17 protein-coding genes are annotated in these 16,194 nt (G+C 65.1%); 12 read left to right on the top strand and 5 right to left on the bottom strand.

The window, feature by feature from the left end; all coding sequences use genetic code 11:
* Positions 1 to 282 precede the first annotated feature (282 nt).
* Positions 283 to 540 (bottom strand): hypothetical protein, encoded by a 258-nt coding sequence (locus ACP7DD_RS17865; RefSeq protein ID WP_426176142.1) that lies wholly within the window; start codon positions 538 to 540, stop codon positions 283 to 285.
* Positions 541 to 667: 127 nt separating this feature from the next.
* On the opposite strand from ACP7DD_RS17865, the gene ACP7DD_RS17860 reads away from it, so the two are divergent.
* The 7 genes from ACP7DD_RS17860 (at position 668) to ACP7DD_RS17830 (ending at position 6,259) form a co-directional block, all read left to right on the top strand.
* A complete protein-coding gene (locus tag ACP7DD_RS17860) occupies positions 668 to 1,585 on the top strand; it encodes a LysR family transcriptional regulator (RefSeq protein WP_426176141.1) in 918 nt (305 codons plus the stop codon).
* 90 nt (positions 1,586 to 1,675) lie between these two features.
* Positions 1,676 to 2,506: a metal-dependent hydrolase gene (locus ACP7DD_RS17855; RefSeq protein WP_426176140.1), complete on the top strand. Its 831-nt coding sequence runs from the start codon at positions 1,676 to 1,678 to the stop codon at positions 2,504 to 2,506.
* Between the two features lie 210 nt (positions 2,507 to 2,716).
* Positions 2,717 to 3,220 carry a hypothetical protein gene (locus ACP7DD_RS17850; RefSeq protein WP_426176139.1) on the top strand — a complete coding sequence of 168 codons (504 nt, stop codon included), beginning with the start codon at positions 2,717 to 2,719 and terminating at the stop codon, positions 3,218 to 3,220.
* Between the two features lie 7 nt (positions 3,221 to 3,227).
* Positions 3,228 to 4,826, top strand: coding sequence for an AAA family ATPase (locus ACP7DD_RS17845; protein ID WP_426176138.1), 1,599 nt, complete (start codon positions 3,228 to 3,230; stop codon positions 4,824 to 4,826).
* 1 nt (position 4,827) lies between these two features.
* Positions 4,828 to 5,496 carry a general secretion pathway protein GspB gene (locus ACP7DD_RS17840; protein ID WP_426176137.1) on the top strand — a complete coding sequence of 223 codons (669 nt, stop codon included), beginning with the start codon at positions 4,828 to 4,830 and terminating at the stop codon, positions 5,494 to 5,496.
* Positions 5,468 to 6,004 carry a molybdopterin-guanine dinucleotide biosynthesis protein B gene (mobB, locus tag ACP7DD_RS17835; protein ID WP_426176136.1) on the top strand — a complete coding sequence of 179 codons (537 nt, stop codon included), beginning with the start codon at positions 5,468 to 5,470 and terminating at the stop codon, positions 6,002 to 6,004. The genes ACP7DD_RS17840 and mobB overlap by 29 nt, the downstream gene beginning before the upstream one ends.
* Before the next feature lie 54 nt (positions 6,005 to 6,058).
* Positions 6,059 to 6,259, top strand: coding sequence for a YjfB family protein (locus ACP7DD_RS17830; protein ID WP_426176135.1), 201 nt, complete (start codon positions 6,059 to 6,061; stop codon positions 6,257 to 6,259).
* Between the two features lie 148 nt (positions 6,260 to 6,407).
* Here ACP7DD_RS17830 and ACP7DD_RS17825 read toward each other — a convergent pair whose 3' ends face one another.
* The 3 genes from ACP7DD_RS17825 to fumC form a co-directional block, all read right to left on the bottom strand.
* Positions 6,408 to 6,692: a DUF883 family protein gene (locus tag ACP7DD_RS17825; protein WP_426176134.1), complete on the bottom strand. Its 285-nt coding sequence runs from the start codon at positions 6,690 to 6,692 to the stop codon at positions 6,408 to 6,410.
* A gap of 128 nt (positions 6,693 to 6,820) precedes the next feature.
* Positions 6,821 to 7,054 carry an RNA-binding S4 domain-containing protein gene (locus ACP7DD_RS17820; RefSeq protein ID WP_426176133.1) on the bottom strand — a complete coding sequence of 78 codons (234 nt, stop codon included), beginning with the start codon at positions 7,052 to 7,054 and terminating at the stop codon, positions 6,821 to 6,823.
* 63 nt (positions 7,055 to 7,117) lie between these two features.
* On the bottom strand, positions 7,118 to 8,512 hold the full coding sequence (gene fumC / locus ACP7DD_RS17815) for a class II fumarate hydratase (RefSeq protein WP_426176132.1): 1,395 nt from the start codon (positions 8,510 to 8,512) through the stop codon (positions 7,118 to 7,120).
* Positions 8,513 to 8,630: 118 nt separating this feature from the next.
* On the opposite strand from fumC, the gene ACP7DD_RS17810 reads away from it, so the two are divergent.
* The gene (locus tag ACP7DD_RS17810; protein ID WP_426176131.1) at positions 8,631 to 9,587 is read left to right on the top strand and encodes a type IV pilus assembly protein FimV; all 957 of its coding nucleotides are present in this window, start codon (positions 8,631 to 8,633) and stop codon (positions 9,585 to 9,587) included.
* A 347-nt stretch (positions 9,588 to 9,934) separates the two neighbouring features.
* On the opposite strand, the gene ACP7DD_RS17805 is transcribed toward ACP7DD_RS17810, so the two are convergent.
* On the bottom strand, positions 9,935 to 10,216 hold the full coding sequence (locus ACP7DD_RS17805; RefSeq protein WP_426176130.1) for a flagellar protein FliT: 282 nt from the start codon (positions 10,214 to 10,216) through the stop codon (positions 9,935 to 9,937).
* Positions 10,217 to 10,511: 295 nt separating this feature from the next.
* On the opposite strand from ACP7DD_RS17805, the gene ACP7DD_RS17800 reads away from it, so the two are divergent.
* The 4 genes from ACP7DD_RS17800 (at position 10,512) to ACP7DD_RS17785 (ending at position 16,168) form a co-directional block, all read left to right on the top strand.
* The gene (locus ACP7DD_RS17800) at positions 10,512 to 13,139 is read left to right on the top strand and encodes a M1 family metallopeptidase (RefSeq protein WP_426176129.1); all 2,628 of its coding nucleotides are present in this window, start codon (positions 10,512 to 10,514) and stop codon (positions 13,137 to 13,139) included.
* 27 nt (positions 13,140 to 13,166) lie between these two features.
* The gene (locus tag ACP7DD_RS17795) at positions 13,167 to 15,233 is read left to right on the top strand and encodes a M13 family metallopeptidase (RefSeq protein WP_426176128.1); all 2,067 of its coding nucleotides are present in this window, start codon (positions 13,167 to 13,169) and stop codon (positions 15,231 to 15,233) included.
* Positions 15,234 to 15,289: 56 nt separating this feature from the next.
* Complete coding sequence (locus ACP7DD_RS17790; protein ID WP_426176127.1) at positions 15,290 to 15,904, top strand: class I SAM-dependent methyltransferase; 615 nt, start codon at positions 15,290 to 15,292, stop codon at positions 15,902 to 15,904.
* A gap of 75 nt (positions 15,905 to 15,979) precedes the next feature.
* On the top strand, positions 15,980 to 16,168 hold the full coding sequence (locus ACP7DD_RS17785) for a CsbD family protein (RefSeq protein ID WP_426176126.1): 189 nt from the start codon (positions 15,980 to 15,982) through the stop codon (positions 16,166 to 16,168).
* The last annotated feature ends 26 nt before the right edge of the window (positions 16,169 to 16,194 follow it).

Here is a 16,194-nt window from a genome sequence, read left to right as displayed (position 1 = left end):
ATTATCACAATGACAGTGCCGCCGCAGGCCGATCTTTTGCTCGCCTGGCGGCAGCAAAGGGCAGCGTGCGACGGATGGGGCCGTGTCCGATTGTCGGCACTGACCCCCGGGGCAGTTAGGCACGATGGCAGAGCGGCGGCGCGCCCTGAAGGCACGCCGCCGCTCACATTATCACAATGACAGTGCCGCCGCAGGCCGATCTTTTGCTCGCCTGGCGGCAGCAAAGGGCAGCGTGCGACGGATGGGGCCGTGTCCGATTGTCGGCACTGACCCCCGGGGCAGTTAGTTCTTGTACTGCTCGAGCTGGACGGCGAGGGCGGTCTTGTGGTTCTTGACGAACTGGACTGCCTCGGCGCGCACTTCGGCGCGGGTGGCGCCGGCGTTCTTGGTGATGCTGACGACCGGCAGGTTCAGGTTGGCGGCCAGTACGGCCGAGGCGGCGCTGGCGGCCGCCGGGGCGGCGACGGTGGCGTCGGCGGCAAACGCGGAACCTGCGGCAACGAACACGGCGGCGGCGGCGAGGAATTTTTGAACGGTCATGGTGTTTCTCCTGTTGCGGTTATCGGTGAGCCAATGAATCCAGTGTACGCATTGCATGTTCCGCAAAAAAGGCGAATAATCGCAATAGATAATTGCGGAATTCGCAATAATGAACAAGGAGTGGCGGATGGACAGGCTGGTATCGATGCGCGTGTTCGCCAAAGTCGTCGAGCAGGGCAGCTTTGCGCGCGCCGCCGAAGCGCTGGAGATGTCGGCCACGGTGGTCACGCGCAATGTCGCCGACCTCGAGGCGCACCTGGGCACGCGCTTGCTCAACCGCACGACGCGGCGCCTGTCGCTGACCGAAACGGGCCAGCAGTACCTGGAACGGGTGCGCCAGATCCTGTCCGACATCGACGACGCCGACGCGCTGGCGTCATCGAGTTCGCGCAAGCCGAGCGGCACGCTGCGCATCTACTGCCACCCCGGCTTCGGCCAGTCGCAGCTGGCCATGCTGCTGCCGCTCTACGCGCAGTCGATGCCCGACGTCGTGCTCGACGTCACGCTGGCCGACCACGCGGTCGACCTCGTCGAGGAGGGCTTCGACGTCGGCATCTTCATCGGCCTGCAAAAATTCGACGCCAGCATGATCGCGCGCCGGCTGGCCACGTCGAGCGTGGTGCTGTGCGCCTCGCCCGACTACATCGCGCGCCGCGGCGCGCCGGCCACGGCGGCCGAAGTGTCGCAGCACGACTGCCTCAATTTCGCCTTCGAGCAGCTGCGCCATTCGTGGCCGGTGGAGTGGGACAACCAGCAGATCAATGTGCCGATCGTCAGCCGCATGGTGTCGAACAGCGGCGCCGTGCTGCGCCAGGCGGCGCTGGCCGGCATGGGCATCATGGTGCGCTCGTCGTTCACGCTTGAAGGCGACCTTGAAAGCGGGCGGCTGGTGCAGCTGCTGCGCGGCCACCACCTGGGCGACCTGTCGGTGCGCATGGTGTACCCGAGCCGGCGCCTGCTGTCGGCCAAGGTGCGCAGCTTCGTCGATTTCATGAACGCGCAGTTCCCCCATCCGGAGCGCGACCCGTGGCTGCCTGACGCTTAGCCCCGACGGCGCATGCGGTCGTCCACCGCGCGTGTATAGTTAAGGAAGTCGCAACAATATTCGTCACTTAACTTCCCTTCGAGGCAAGCCATGGCCACGCTCACGGTGCGCAAGCTCAACGTCGACCTGTCGAAAGGCTTCGGCCGCCACTGGCTGGGCGGCGATCCATACCGCACCCAGTTGTTCAATGCACTGTCGATGACTTTTCCGCTCGGCGAACAATCGTTCATCGACAGCGTGCGTGCGATCCCCGAGGCGATGCTGCCCGATCCCGCCATGCGCGCCGAGATTCGCGAATTCATCGGCCAGGAGGCCAGCCACCGTTTCGTCCACGCGCAGTACAACCGCGTGCTGGCGGCGCAGGGACTGGTGTTCGTGTGCGGGCCGAGCATCGGCCGGCGGCTGCAGCGGGTGTCGCGCGCCGGCCCGGAAATCCGGGTGGCGGCCACCTGCGCCATCGAGCACTACACGGCCATGCTGGCCGACGGCGTGCTGGCGCTGCCGAGCTGGATGGAAGGCGCCGAACCGGACATGCACCTGCTATGGAGCTGGCACGCGGCCGAGGAGAACGAGCACAAGGCCGTCGCCATCGACGTCTATCGCGCCATCGGCGGGCGCTACGTGCCGCGGGTGCTGGTGTATATGCAGGCCAGCTTCTTCCTTGCCTTCGACATCTTCTGGCAAACCGCCGACAACCTGCGGCGCGACGGCCAGCTGTGGAAGGCGCGCACCTGGATCAGCGCGTGCCGCACCTGGCTGGGACGCGACGGCATCTTCTGGCACCTGCTGCTGCCGTCGCTGCGCTACCTGGCGCCGTCGTTCCATCCGTGGCAGCACGATAACCGGCAGCTGTCCGAGCGCTGGCTCGACGAGCACCGCGGCGCCTTTCGCAGCAGCGGCGCGCGCGGCGCGCAGGGCTAGCGTTTGCGGTATTAATGGCGTCGGCTCGCCGTGCGGTGTCATAATGGAGGCGATACCCACCTACGCAAAAACCAGGAGCCTGCCATGACCAAAGCACAAGACAACAAAAAAGAGACCAAGAAGGAACCGGCCAAGACCATGAAGGAAAAGAAGGAAGCCAAGAAGGTCAAGAAAGAAGAGCGCTCGCGCCAGTAATCGCGCCGCATATCGATGCGCCAGCACGCCGGCCCGGGAACCACAGCAGCGCGCGCGGCCCTCGCCGCGGCGCTGCTGTGGCTCGCCGCGCCGCCGCCGGCCGGCGCCGGTCCGCTGCCGTCCACCTTCGGCCCGGTGATCGGCAACGCGGTGCTGTGCCGCAGTCACCTCGATAACGCCTATTTCTACTCCTACCTGTCGAGCGCTTTCGGCCCGTCCTACAAGCACGAAGGCGGCGCGTTCTGGTTCAAGACCGAGGGCACTTTGTGGGGCGCGACGGTCACCGACATCGTCGTCAGCGACGACACCAGCGAGCTCGTATTCATCGGCGCCGTCACACTGAGTCCGCCCGACAAGCTCGAGGAAGCGATCCGCGCCGCCGTCGGCACCCGTCACCGCGCGCTGGACGGCTCGGCATTCCCGGTGCGCGCCTCCGGCCCGGGCAGCCAGATCGTCTACTTCAACGACAAGTCGAAAATCTACTGCGCCAAGTACAAGCCGCTGCCCGTGGCGCGCTAGGGAATCCATGTACACGCAATACTTCAACCTGAAGCAGCCGCCGTTTTCGATCGCGCCCGATCCGCGCTACCTGTTCATGAGCGAACGCCATCGCGAGGCGCTGGCGCACCTGCTGTACGGGGTCGGCAGCGGCGGTGGCTTCGTCCTGCTGACGGGCGAAATCGGCGCCGGCAAGACCACCGTGTGCCGCTGCTTCATGGAGCAGATTCCGGCCAACTGCAAGCTTGCCTACATCTTCAATCCGAAGCTGTCGGTCGAGGAGCTGCTGCTGTCGATCTGCGACGAATTCGGCATCGTGCTGGCCGCGCCCGGCGCCGGCGCCGTCAGCGTCAAGAGTTATGTCGACGCCATCAACGGCTACCTGCTCGAGAGCCACGCGCAGGGCCAGAACAACGTGCTGGTGATCGACGAGGCGCAGAACCTGTCGGCCGACGTGCTCGAACAACTGCGCCTGCTGACCAACCTCGAAACGAGCGAGCGCAAGCTGCTGCAGATTATCCTGATCGGCCAGCCGGAACTGCGCGCGATGCTGGCGCGGCCCGAGCTCGAACAGCTGGCGCAGCGCGTCATCGCCCGCTATCACCTTGGCTCGCTGACCGAAAGCGAGACCGCCAGCTACGTCGCGCATCGCCTGGCGGTGGCCGGCGCTGGGGCGGCGTCGCCGTTCCCGCGCGCGCTGATGGGCACGATCTACCGCCTCACCAAAGGCGTGCCGCGCCGGATCAACCTGCTGTGCGACCGCGCGCTGCTTGGCGCCTATGTCGAAAACAGCAGCGTGGTCACGCGCGCCATCGTGCGCAAGGCGGCCGGCGAAGTGTTCGCCGTCGTCGCCGGCCCGCAAGCGCCGGCGCGCCGCTGGCCGCTGGTTGGCGCCGCGCTGCTGGCCGGCGCCGCCGTCAGTGGCGCCGCCGCGTGGCAGCTGATGCCGCAAAAAACCGCGGCGCCGCCGACCGTGGCGGCGAAGGCCGCGCCGGCGCCGGCGGTCAAAACACCGCCGCCTGCGCCTGCCGTGACGCCTGCCTACGCCAGCAGCAGCGACGCGCTGCGCGAACTGGGCGGCCTGTGGGGCAAGCCGCTGCCGGCGGGCGAGCCTTGCCAGGCCGCGCTGAAGCTGAACCTGCGCTGCTACCAGGGCAAGGGCAGCCTGTACGAACTGCGCCTGCTCGATCGGCCGGCCATCCTCACGCTGCACGACGGCCGGCAAGTCGGCTACGCGGTGCTTACCGCGCTCGACGACAATACGGCGACGCTGCGCGTGAACGGCAAGCCGCACACGCTTGGCGTGGCGGCGCTGGCGGCGCGCTTCGACGGCGAGTTCTCCACCTTCTGGACCGCGCCGCGCGGCTTTCGCGACCAGGTGGCGCTCGGCTTGAGCGGCCCGGACGTCGACTGGATCGGGGCGCGCCTGGCGCAGTTGAACGGCATCGCGGCGCCGCAAGCGGACCAGCCGCTGGACGCTCGCATGCGCAAGCTGCTGCGCGAATTCCAGGCCGCGCAGCATTTGAAGGCCGACGGCGTGACCGGACCACGCACGTGGATGCGGCTGTCGCAGCTGAGCGGCGTGGCCGAACCGCGCCTGCTGGCGGCTAACGGGCAGGGGAAATAAGATGTCGTATATTCTGGAAGCGCTGAAGAAGTCGCAGGCCGAACGGCAATTGGGCAGCGCGCCGACGATCAACGCGATCGCGGTCGGCGCGGCGCCGCGGGCCGATGGCCGGTCGAGCCGGCGGCCAGTCTGGATCGCGCTGTCGGCCGCCGCACTGGCGTTGGCGCTGGCGCTGCTGGCCTGGCGCCTGATGTCGGCCGTTCCGGCGCCGGCCGTGGCGGTGCTGGCGGCGACGCCGCCGCCGGTGGCAGCGGTCGCGGCGCCGCCGCCGGCGATGGCCGCCGTCGCGCCCCCGCTGGCAATGGTGCCGCCTTCTTCGCCGGAGCCGGCGCGTGCCGCTCCACGTTCGCCACCGCCGGCTTCGGTGAAGGCCGCCTTGCCGGTGACCGCGCCGGCGCCTGCAAAGGCCGCCGCGCCGGCGCCGTCCGCGGCCGACGACGAGCGCTTGCCGACGCTGCGCGAGCTGCCCGAGGCGATCCAGCGCACGGTGCCGCCGCTGACCTTCGGCGGCTACATGTACTCGAAGAACCCGGCCGACCGCCTGCTGTTGATCGACAAGGCGCTGCGCCGCGAAGGCGAGGAAGTCGCTCCCGGGCTGGTGCTCGAGAAGCTGTTGCCGAAGGAGGCCGTCATGAATTTCAATGGATACCGCTATCGAGTCCCGTACTGATCCCATCGTCGCCGTGGTCGGCTGGTCCGGCAGCGGCAAGACGACGCTGCTGGAATACCTGATCGCACAACTGGCCGCGCGCGGGCTGCGCGTCAACGTCATCAAGCATAGCCACCACGATGTGCTGCTCGAGCCGCCGCGCAAGGACAGCGCGCGCCTGCGCATGGCCGGCGCCGCCGAGGTGATGCTGGCGTCGCCGTTCCGCTTGTCGGTCGTGCGCGAACTGCGCGGGGCCGCCGAGCCGGCACTGTCCGACCTGGTGGCGCGCCTGGCGCCGGCCGACCTGACCCTGGTCGAAGGCTACAAGTGGGAAGCGGTCGACAAACTCGAAGTGTACCGGCCCGCGCTGGGCAAGCCGGCGCTGTTCATCGAGGATGCAAACGTTGTCGCCGTGGCATCGGATGCGCCGCGTCCGGACACGGCGCCGGCGCGGTTGTCCTGGCTGGACCTGAACCGGCCCGACCAAGTGCTCGAGTGGCTTGCTGGTGTTGTTGCCGCGCGATCCTAAAGTTTCCTCGAAGGCGTCCGTTAAGAATGGATAGCCCATCAAATGGAGACCGACATGGATATTGCAGGAATGGCCAAACTGGCAAGCAGCATTGCCGAGACCGGCACCAAGCAGGAGGTCGGCATTGCGGTCCTGAAGAAGGCGCAGCAGATCGAAAGCTCGACCGCCGCCCAACTGATCAACTCGATCACGGCCGTGCCAGCCCCACAAAACCTGCCGGCTCACCTGGGCAGCAAGATCAACACCACTGCCTGATAAAGACACGCCGCATCGAAGCCGGCATCTTCCTTTGGAAGCGCCGGCTTTTTTATTGGCAGTCGCGCTACTGGTGAAGAATTCGGTTATGTTGCGAATTGAAAACGGCGCCGTCAGGGCGCCGCGCGGACTTGCAAGCAGCCGCGTTTCAGTGAAATGCGCGGAACACGCGCGCTTCGCCGCTTTTATCGCCGTGCCGGGCGCTAGATGCCTCGGCGGCAAGGATCATGCGTTCGAGCTGGGCGTCCTCGAAACGGGCCAGCTCTTCGGTCGCCGCCGACAGGGCCAGCGCCAGCTTGGCGCGCGCGCTCTGGTACAGCTGGCTGGTGTACCGATCGGTACTTTTCAGCAGTTCTTCAGCGTTATCGATCACCAGGCGCAAGTCGCCGATGAGTCGTACCTGGGTTTGCGGGCTGTGTTCGGGCCTATTCATGGCGGTCACCTTAGGGGCCGGTTGATCACGTCTTATGATATAAGCAAGCAAGGCCAGGTCATTTTGTGTCCACGCAAATGACAGGAACCGCTCGCCTGCATTTTACCTTTGTACTGCCGCCGCGCATGTCAGGCGCCGTCGGCATTTCCGGCAATCACGCTAATGCGCACGTCGCCCACGCTGACGGTCTGGCCGGCGCGGATTTTCGCGGTCTTGCGTAATTCCTTTTTGCCGTCGACCGACACCGCGCCGCTGGCAACGAGGTTCTTGCCGGCGCCGCCGCTGTCGACCAGGCCGGATAACTTCAGCAGCTGGTTGACTTCGACAAATTCGGAATTCAGTTCGAAAGTAAGTTTTTGCATCTTATCCTTGTAAAAATTAAATGATCGTTCGATAACGCACAGTGCGCAACACGCGCGAGGATTTTATCCCGGCCCGGGCCGGGTCATCTCGAGCGGCACAATCCACTGGTCGAATTGCTGCTCGGTCACAAAGCCAAGCTGCAGCGCCGCTTCCTTCAGCGTGGTGCCGTCGTGCTGTGCCAGTTTCGCAATCTGCGCCGCGCGGTCGTAGCCGATGTGCGGCGCCAGCGCGGTGACGAGCATCAGCGAGCGCTCCATCAGCTCGGCAATGCGGGTGCGGTTCGGTTCGATGCCATGGGCACAGTGATCGTCGAACGAGCGCATGCCGTCGGCCAGCAGGCGGGCGCTTTGCAGAAAATTATGCGCGATCATCGGCTTGAAGACGTTCAGTTCGAAGTTGCCGGAAGCGCCGCCGATGGTGATGGCGACGTCGTTACCGAACACCTGGCAGCACAGCATCGTCAGCGCCTCGCACTGGGTCGGATTGACCTTGCCCGGCATGATGGAGCTGCCCGGCTCGTTTTCCGGGATGGTAATTTCGCCCAGCCCGGAGCGCGGTCCCGATGCCATCCAGCGCACGTCGTTGGCAATTTTCATCAGCGCGGTGGCCAAGGTTTTCATGGCGCCATGGACGGCCACCAGTGCGTCGTGGCCGGCCAGCGCGGCAAACTTGTTCGGCGCCGTCTTGAACTGCAGGCCGGTGCGCGACCCCAGTTCGGCCGCGATGCGGTTGGCAAAATCGGGATGGGCGTTCAGGCCGGTGCCGACCGCGGTGCCGCCGGCGGCCAGCAGCAGCAGGCCGGGCAGGGCGCCGCGGATCAGTTGCTCGGCATACTCGAGCTGGGCGACATAGCCGGAGAACTCCTGGCCCAGGGTCAGCGGCGTTGCGTCCTGCAGGTGGGTGCGGCCGATCTTGACGATGTCGGCGAACTGGCGCGCCTTGCCTTCGAACGTGGCGCGCAGCTTCGCCAGCGCCGGCAGCAGTGCCTGCGCGACGGCGCCCGCCGCCGCCACGTGCATTGCCGTCGGGAAGATGTCGTTCGACGACTGGCCCAGGTTGACCTGGTCGTTCGGATGCAGCAGGCGGCCTTCGCCGCGTGCGCCGTTCATCAGCTCGGAGCCGCGGTTGGCCAGCACTTCGTTCATGTTCATGTTGGTCTGAGTGCCGGAGCCGGTCTGCCAGACGGCCAGCGGAAACTCGTCCGGATGTTGCCCTGCCAGCACTTCGTCGGCGGCGCCGATGATGGCGGCGGCCGGTTCGTCCTTGAGCAGGCCGAGCGACCGGTTCACGGCGGCCGCGGCGCGCTTGACCTGGGCCAGCGCGGCGATCAGTTCGGGCGCCATCCGCTCCGACGAAATATGGAAGTGTTCGAGCGAGCGCTGCGTCTGCGCCCCCCATAAACGAGCGGAAGGCACCTCGATCGGCCCGAAACTGTCCTTTTCGATTCTGCTTTCCATGCTCGATTCCTGTTCTTGGTGAGGATAGTATTAAAGAGTTTACTCCAACGCTCCGTTAACGACGCTGGGAGTGCCGATTTTGACATCCAACAATTACCAGCCGATCGAGTCCAACTATATGCGTCAACGCCCTTACGCCGTCCTTGCCTTTCTTGCCTTGCTTGCCTCCGCCGGCGCGCATTCGGTCGAGTTGGGAGAGACGCGGGTGCGCTCGCACATCGGCCAGCCCTTGTCGGCCGACATCGAGCTGAACGGGATGGAGAATGACAAGGCGCCGCTGCAGGCGGCTTTGGCCGACATGGACGTCTACCGCGGCGCCAACATCGCCATGCATCCGGCGCTGACGGGAGCGAGCATTTCCGTCATCCAGCGCGAGGGCAAGCGCTACCTGCGCATTTCCTCGCCGCGCCGGGTCGAGTCGGAGCTGGTCAACGTGTTTTTCGAGCTGATCGAAAACGGCCAGCGCTCGGTACGCCAGGTGACCTTGTGGCTGAAGGCCGATCCAAGCCCGGCGCCGCCGCCTGCGGCGGAGGTGATCGCGGCGGCGGCGCCGCCGCCGCCGCCGGTGCGTGCGCCAATCGTCGCGCCGATCCTGCGCGCTGCTTCACCGGTCGCGCCGGCTGCCTGCGTCGCGCAATTTAGCGCCGCCCAGATCGCTAGCTGTACCGCGCTCGACGCCAAGAACGTCGCGCTGAAGACCCAGATTCTCGATCTCGAAGAGAAAGTCAAGCGCCTGACGGTGGCGATGCAGGCCGGCGCCCTGGTGCCGGCCGTGGCGGCGCCCGCCGTGGCGACGGCTGCGCCAAAGCCACTGCCGTCCAAGCTGACCCCAATGGGTGCGCCGGAGGCCAAGCCAGCCGGCTCGACGCCGTGGTTGTTCATCGGCGTGGCCGGCGCCGTCGTGTTCGTGCTGATCGGCTTGCTGTTACTGTTACTGACGCGCAAACGCAACGCGACCAAGGTGAAGCCGCAGGCGAAAGTCGGCCTGGGCTTCATCGCCAGCGTCAAGAACCGGCTGCTGCCAGCCAAGAACGAGTTCAGCCTGACCACTGCAGAAGAGCCCGCCGCAGGATAATTTTTAGGAAATGTTGCTAAAAAGAGAGGCGCGCACACGCTTGTCTACACAAGCTTGCTTTTTGCGCTATACTTATTTCCGTGCTCCTGAGGGAACACAAAAAACGCGGCAAGGATCTGGCGCAGCCACCAACGATAGTGTGGCGCGGCAAGCAGATGAACGTTGAAGAAACGCCTGTCCCGGAAGCGGTCTGTTGGGCCAACGATGTGCTCGCGGACGCCGGATGCAACCGGCACGAGGCGACACCAGGAGATACCTGGTGTTCGCTCTCCCCCATTCAGCGGGTTCCACCAGGAACCGGCATAAAAATAGCGCCCCGCGGGGCGCTTTTTTTATGTATCTGGTGCTCAGTGGGCGGCCATCGCCTTTTCCAGCTGGCCCATCCATGGCTCGGTCGCGTCGCGGATTGCGCGGTCGTTGGCCATGATCTGCTTGAGCAGGTCGATCTTGCGCATCCGTGGCGCGCCCGACAGGGCCGGCACGCCGCTGTCGATGGCCGCGGCGTGGCTGGCGCACTGCTGTTCCATGTTGGAAAGCGCGTTCCAATCACCTGCCTGTGCTGCCAGCGACATCTTTGCTGTCAGCCCTGCAAGGTTTTCGTACATCGAGAGAACGTCGTTGGATGTCATCATTACACCAGCTAAAAAATTAGAGCGGATCACCGCGTGTCCCTACATAACGGTGCGCCTGAGCACAACTTTAGGTTTTTTTTGAAATTAATCAAAAAATTATTTCAATTTGTTACGCGGGAAAGAAACCTTAGCCGATTCGCCACGCCGTTCAACGGCCATTCCGCGGTTTCGACGTTCTGCCCCATGTCTATGCAGTTCGTCGCATTTGTCGCCCGGCGCTGCCGCGCTTTCCCTACAGTGCATGCTCGGCGCGTACGCCACCGTCATCGACCAGAACAAGAAAAGGATCTTCATGAGACATTTTCAACCCAAGCACCTTGCCGGTGCTGCCGCGCTCGCCGTGGCGGCCCTCGCCGCCCATGCCGAGGCGCCGTACAAATTCGCCGCCACGCCCGGCAAACTGCCGAAAGACGTGGTGCCGGTGCAGTACGCCGCTCACCTGGTGCCTAATATTGCCGACAACACCTTCCTCGGCGCGCAGACGGTGGAAATCGACGTGCTCAGCGCGACCTCGAAGATCATGCTCAACGCCGTCAACCTCGAGATCGACAGCGCCAGCCTGTCCGGCCGCGACATCGGCGAGATCAAGCTCACGCCCCAGCTCGACAAGGCGCAGGAAACGCTCAGCTTCGACCTGACGCGGCCGCTGGCGCCGGGACGCTACAAGCTGGCGCTTAAATTCCACGGCCTGATCAACCGCGAGGCGCGCGGCATGTTCCACATGGATTACAAAGTGGGCGGCGCCGACAAGAAGATGATCGCCACCACGATGGAGCCGACCGACGCGCGGCGCCTGCTGCCGACCTGGGACGAGCCGTCGTTTCGCGCCACCTTCAAGCTGACGGTGGACGTGCCGGCCAGCTTCAAGGCCTATTCCAACACGCCGGTCGAAAAGCTCGAAAAGCTCGACGGCGGCCTGCAGCGCTTCTCGTTTGGCGTCACGCCAAAGATGCCAAGCTACCTGGTGGTGCTGGTCGCCGGCGAGCTCGAAAGGCTAGTCGGCAAGCAAGACGGCGTCGACCTCGGCATCGTCACCACCGCCGGCAAGCTCGGTTCGGCGGCCTACCCGATGGCGGTCACGCGCGACGTGCTGCGCTACTACAACAATTACTTCGGCGTGCCATACCCGCTCGCCAAGCTCGACCAGATCGCCATTCCGGGCGGCTTCAATGGCGCGATGGAAAATTGGGGCGGCATCGTCTATAACGACGCCGCGCTGCTGTTTGACCCGAAGACCAGCACCGAAAGCACGCGCCAGCTGACATTCAAGGTCAACGCGCATGAAGTGGCGCACCAGTGGTTCGGCAACCTGGTGACGATGGCGTGGTGGGACAACCTGTGGCTCAACGAAGGCTTCGCCTCCTGGATGGCAGGCAAGGCCACCGAGCACTTCCACCCCGAGTGGCGGCCTTTCCTCGACGACCAGGTCGACCGCGAGTCGGTGCTCAATCTCGACGCCCGCAAGACCACGCACCCGATCCAGACGCCGATCCTTAACGAGGCGCAAGCGGCCAACGCGTTCGACGCGATTACCTATGGCAAGGGCCAGGCTTTCCTGCGCATGCTCGAGGCCTACCTCGGCGAGGAGCCGTTCCGCAAGGGTATCCGCGCGTACATGGCCAGGCACCAGTATTCCAACACCACCAGTGCCGACCTGTGGATTGCGCTGGAAAAAGCATCTGGCAAGCCGGTTGAGAAACTGGCTTCCGACTGGACGACCCAGCCGGGCTTTCCGCTGGTGAAGGTGGAACAGGCGTGCGAGGGCGGCAAGCGCAAGGTGACCTTGTCGCAGGAACAGTTCCGCCTCGACGAGCCGGCCACACAAAAGCGCCTGTGGAACGTGCCGGTGCAGGTCGGCACCGTCAACGGCAAGGCGTATTACACCTTGCTGTCGGGCCCAAGCACGACGGTGATGCAGGGCAGTTGCGACGGCACCCTGGTGGTCGATCCGGCCAGCGTCGGCTTTTTCCGCGTGCAATACGACCAGGCGTCGTTCGACGCGCTGGCCAACCAGGCCGGCAAGCTGACCGACACCACGCGCCTCAAATTGCAAAGCGACGCCTGGGGCATGGTGATGGCCGGCCGCATGCAGCTCGACAGCTACGTCAAGCTGATCTCGCGCTACGGCGACGAGCCGCGCTTCGCGGTATGGAGCGGCATCCTCGACAACCTCGGCACGCTCGAGCGCCTGACCGCCGGCGAGCCGGAGCAGGCGCAGGTGTACCGCTTCATCATCGCGCTCGTCAGCCCGAAGTTCGCCAAGCTCGGCTGGGACGAGCGGGCCGGCGAGCCGGCGGAAGACCGCCAGCTGCGCTCGCGCCTGGCCGGCATGCTCGAGCGCGCCGGCGACCCCGCCGCCGTCGCCCAGGCGCGCAGCCGCTTTGCGCGCTACCTGGCCGATCCGGCCAGCGTCAGCCCGTCGATGATCGACTTCGTCGTGCGCGGCGCCGGCCGCAGCGCCGACCAGGCCACCTACGATGCGCTCACCGCGCGCGTGCTGCAAACGCAAAGCACCGAGGAACGCAACCGCCTGAGCGGGGCGCTGGCAAGCGCGCGCGATCCGGCGCTGAGCGCGCGCACGCTGCAGCTGTCGTTGTCGCGGCAATTGCCGCCGCAGGTAACCACGATGATGGCGCCGATGGTGGCCGGCAATGGCCACATCGACCAGGCCTGGGACTTCGCCGTCGCCAACCGCGAGGCGCTGGCCAAGGACACGGATGCGATGAGCCAGAACCGCGCGTTTTCGGGTATCGTAGCCAGCTCGACGAAGGAGGCCGATGCCGACAAGATGGAGTCGTTCGTCAAGCAACACTTCGGTCCGGACGCGCTGGTCGAAGCGCAGCGGATCGGCAACGGCATCCGCATCCGCGCCGCACTTAAAGCGCGGCTGTTGCCGCAAGTGCGCGCCGCACTCAAATAAAAGTCATCTCTTACGGAAAAGGACATCATGAAAACCAGCTGGACTCCCATCAAGACCGCCGTCAGCGTCGCCCTTTGCAGCGCCGCCCTTTGCAGCGCCGCCTTCTTCACGTCGCCTGCCTTTGCACAAAGCACGCCTGCCGCCGCGCCCCAGGCACAAGCGAACATGGCGCTGCTGCCGGGCGACGACTTCTTTACCTACGCCAACCGCGAGTGGCTCGACAAGACCGAGATACCTGCGGACCGCAGCAGCTGGGGCGCATTCGCCGCCATCGCCGAGGACACCAACGCGCGCATCGTCAAGATGTTCGACACGATTAACGCCGACAAGAAAGCCAGCGCCGAAGCGAAGAAGGTTGCCGCGTTCTACCAGACCTACATGGATGAGGCGGCGATCGAAGCGAAGGGCGCCGCGCCGCTCAAACCAATTCTGGCGAAGATCGACGCCATCCGCGACAAGGCCGAACTGACGCGCGCGCTCGGCGCGTCGGTGCGCGCCGACGTCGACCCGCTCAACAATACCAACTTCTTCACCGAGAATGTCTTCGGCGTGTGGGTGGCCCAGGGCCTGACCGATCCGTCGCGCAACACGCCGTACCTGCTGCAGGGCGGCCTCGGCATGCCTGACCGCGCCTACTACCTGACCGACAGCACGCGCATGGCGGAGCTGCGCGTCAAGTATCAGCAGCATATCGCCGCGATGCTGAAGCTGGCCGGCTACGCCGACAGCGATGCGCGCGCCGCGAAAGTGTTCGCACTGGAAATGGCGATCGCCAAGTCGCACGCCACGCGGGAAGATTCGGCCGATGTCCAAAAAGGCAACAACACGTGGACCTTGAAGGACTTTTCCGCCAACGCGCCCGGCATCGACTGGCCGGCTTTCTTCAAGAGCGCCGGCCTGGGCGGGCAGGGCAAGTTCATCGTCTGGCATCCGGGCGCCGTCAAGGGTGAAGCGGCGCTGGTCGCCAGCGCCGACCTGGCCAGCTGGAAGGACTACCTGGCGTTCCACCAGATCAACCACTTCGCGCCGCACCTGTCGAAGGCCTTTGTCGACCAGCGCTTCGCCTTCTACGGCACAGCACTGTCGGGCACGCCGGAGCAGTCGCCACGCTGGAAGCGCGCGCTCGGCGCCACCAATACCGCGCTCGACCAGTCGGTCGGCAAGGTCTATGTCGAGCGCTACTTCGCCGCCGAAGACAAGACGCGCGTGCGCCAGATGGTCACCAACATCATCGCAGCGTTCAGCAAGCGCGTCGACAAGCTTGACTGGATGGCGCCGGCCACCCGCGCCCAGGCGCAGCAAAAGCTGAAGACGCTGTATGTCGGCGTTGCCTACCCGGATCGCTGGGATTCGTACGCCGCCCTCAAAGTGCTGCCGGGCGATGCATTCGGCAACGTCGTGCGCGCCGAGGAATTTCACACCGCGCAGCAATTGGCCAAGCTGAACAAGAAAGTCGACAAGACCGAATGGTCGATGCCGCCGCAACTGGTCAACGCCGTCAACATGCCGCTGCAAAACGCCATCGTGTTCCCGGCGGCGATCCTGCAGCCGCCGTTCTACGATCCGAAGGCGTCCGACGCCACCAACTACGGCGCCATCGGCGCGGTGATCGGCCACGAAATCAGCCACAGCTTCGACGACCAGGGCGCCCAGTTCGACGCCCAGGGCCGCCTGCGCGACTGGTGGACCAAGCAAGACATGGAGTATTTCAAGAAAGCGTCGGCCAAGCTGGCGGCGCAATATTCCGCCTACAAGCCGTTCCCCGACCTGGCCGTCAACGGCAACCTGACCTTGTCGGAGAACCTGGCCGACTTGGCCGGCCTGTCGGCTGCCTACGACGCCTACCGCGCCACCTTGGCCGGCAAGCCGGCGCCGGCCGATGCCGACAAGGCGTTCTTCCTCGGCTTCGCCCACAGCGAGCGCAGCAAGATGCGCGAGGCGCAACTGCGCCGCATCGTCATGACGGATGGCCACGCGCCGTCGCAGTACCGCGCCGCGACCGTGCGCAATGTCGACGCCTGGTACGACACGTTCAACGTGCAGCCTGGCCAGAAGCTGTACCTGGCGCCGGCGGAACGCGTGCGCGTCTGGTAATGTGATGCTCGGGATCGCGCGGCATGTGCCGCGCGGTCCGCTCACTGCGCCCCGACATGACCGACAACATCGACAACATCACCCGCCGCACCCTCGACTATTACGACGGCCACGCGCGCGAATTTTTCAACGGCACCATCGACCACGACGTCACGCAGAACATCGATGCGCTGCTCGGCGCGATCGGGGCGACGCCGCCTTTCACCATTCTCGACCTCGGCTGCGGGCCGGGACGCGACCTGAAGACGTTCAGCGCGCTGGGCCACCGCGCCATCGGCGTCGATGGCTCCGCCGAGTTCGTCGCGATGGCGCGCGCCTACAGCGGCTGCGAGGTGTGGCAGCAGGATTTCGTCCACCTCGACTTGCCCGCCGAAATGTTCGACGGCATCTTCGCCAACGCGGTACTGTTTCACATACCGAGCCGCGCCTTGCCGAAGGTGCTGGCCGACCTGTACGCGGCGCTGAAACCCGGTGGCGTGCTGTTCAGTTCAAACCCGCGCGGCGACAACGAGGAGGGCTGGAACGGCCCGCGCTACGGCAGTTATTACGATTATGAAACTTGGGAGCGGTTCATGATTGCCGCTAAATTTTCCGCCGTGCATCACTACTACCGCCCGCCGAATCTGCCGCGCGACGAGCAGCCGTGGCTGGCGAGTGTGTGGCGCAAGTAATATGTGAAGTACCGAACAGAAATGATGCCTGGATCGTCTTATCGTGATTGCTCATCCACGAAGTGAGGTAGCGCCATGAACAAGGACCAGGTCAAAGGCAAGGCGAAAGACATCGGTGGCAAAATCCAGGAGGAAGCCGGCAAGGTAGTAGGCAGCAACAAGCAGCAGGCCGAGGGATTGGCGAATCAGGCCGAGGGCAAGCTGCAGGAGAAAGCGGGCGACGCCAAGGAAGTCATCCGGGACAGCACCCGCGGCAATCGCTGATCAGCTTGTCGTTACAAATTCAGCCG

The organism is Massilia sp. TWR1-2-2 (assembly GCF_049897565.1).
In the GTDB taxonomy this organism is placed as follows: Bacteria; Pseudomonadota; Gammaproteobacteria; order Burkholderiales; family Burkholderiaceae_D; genus JAFCUW01.
Note: the sequence above shows the minus strand (reverse complement) of the source record. Positions and strands in the feature narration are given on the sequence as shown.

What these genes read in the sequence shown, in the direction of transcription:
- ACP7DD_RS17865 (WP_426176142.1), bottom strand. Translation starts at nt 540, where the DNA reads ATGACCGTTCAAAAATTCCTCGCCGCCGCCGCCGTGTTCGTTGCCGCA.
- ACP7DD_RS17860 (WP_426176141.1), top strand. Translation starts at nt 668, where the DNA reads ATGGACAGGCTGGTATCGATGCGCGTGTTCGCCAAAGTCGTCGAGCAG.
- ACP7DD_RS17855 (WP_426176140.1), top strand. Translation starts at nt 1,676, where the DNA reads ATGGCCACGCTCACGGTGCGCAAGCTCAACGTCGACCTGTCGAAAGGC.
- ACP7DD_RS17850 (WP_426176139.1), top strand. Translation starts at nt 2,717, where the DNA reads ATGCGCCAGCACGCCGGCCCGGGAACCACAGCAGCGCGCGCGGCCCTC.
- ACP7DD_RS17845 (WP_426176138.1), top strand. Translation starts at nt 3,228, where the DNA reads ATGTACACGCAATACTTCAACCTGAAGCAGCCGCCGTTTTCGATCGCG.
- ACP7DD_RS17840 (WP_426176137.1), top strand. Translation starts at nt 4,828, where the DNA reads ATGTCGTATATTCTGGAAGCGCTGAAGAAGTCGCAGGCCGAACGGCAA.
- mobB (WP_426176136.1), top strand. Translation starts at nt 5,468, where the DNA reads ATGGATACCGCTATCGAGTCCCGTACTGATCCCATCGTCGCCGTGGTC.
- ACP7DD_RS17830 (WP_426176135.1), top strand. Translation starts at nt 6,059, where the DNA reads ATGGATATTGCAGGAATGGCCAAACTGGCAAGCAGCATTGCCGAGACC.
- ACP7DD_RS17825 (WP_426176134.1), bottom strand. Translation starts at nt 6,692, where the DNA reads ATGAATAGGCCCGAACACAGCCCGCAAACCCAGGTACGACTCATCGGC.
- ACP7DD_RS17820 (WP_426176133.1), bottom strand. Translation starts at nt 7,054, where the DNA reads ATGCAAAAACTTACTTTCGAACTGAATTCCGAATTTGTCGAAGTCAAC.
- fumC (WP_426176132.1), bottom strand. Translation starts at nt 8,512, where the DNA reads ATGGAAAGCAGAATCGAAAAGGACAGTTTCGGGCCGATCGAGGTGCCT.
- ACP7DD_RS17810 (WP_426176131.1), top strand. Translation starts at nt 8,631, where the DNA reads ATGCGTCAACGCCCTTACGCCGTCCTTGCCTTTCTTGCCTTGCTTGCC.
- ACP7DD_RS17805 (WP_426176130.1), bottom strand. Translation starts at nt 10,216, where the DNA reads ATGACATCCAACGACGTTCTCTCGATGTACGAAAACCTTGCAGGGCTG.
- ACP7DD_RS17800 (WP_426176129.1), top strand. Translation starts at nt 10,512, where the DNA reads ATGAGACATTTTCAACCCAAGCACCTTGCCGGTGCTGCCGCGCTCGCC.
- ACP7DD_RS17795 (WP_426176128.1), top strand. Translation starts at nt 13,167, where the DNA reads ATGAAAACCAGCTGGACTCCCATCAAGACCGCCGTCAGCGTCGCCCTT.
- ACP7DD_RS17790 (WP_426176127.1), top strand. Translation starts at nt 15,290, where the DNA reads ATGACCGACAACATCGACAACATCACCCGCCGCACCCTCGACTATTAC.
- ACP7DD_RS17785 (WP_426176126.1), top strand. Translation starts at nt 15,980, where the DNA reads ATGAACAAGGACCAGGTCAAAGGCAAGGCGAAAGACATCGGTGGCAAA.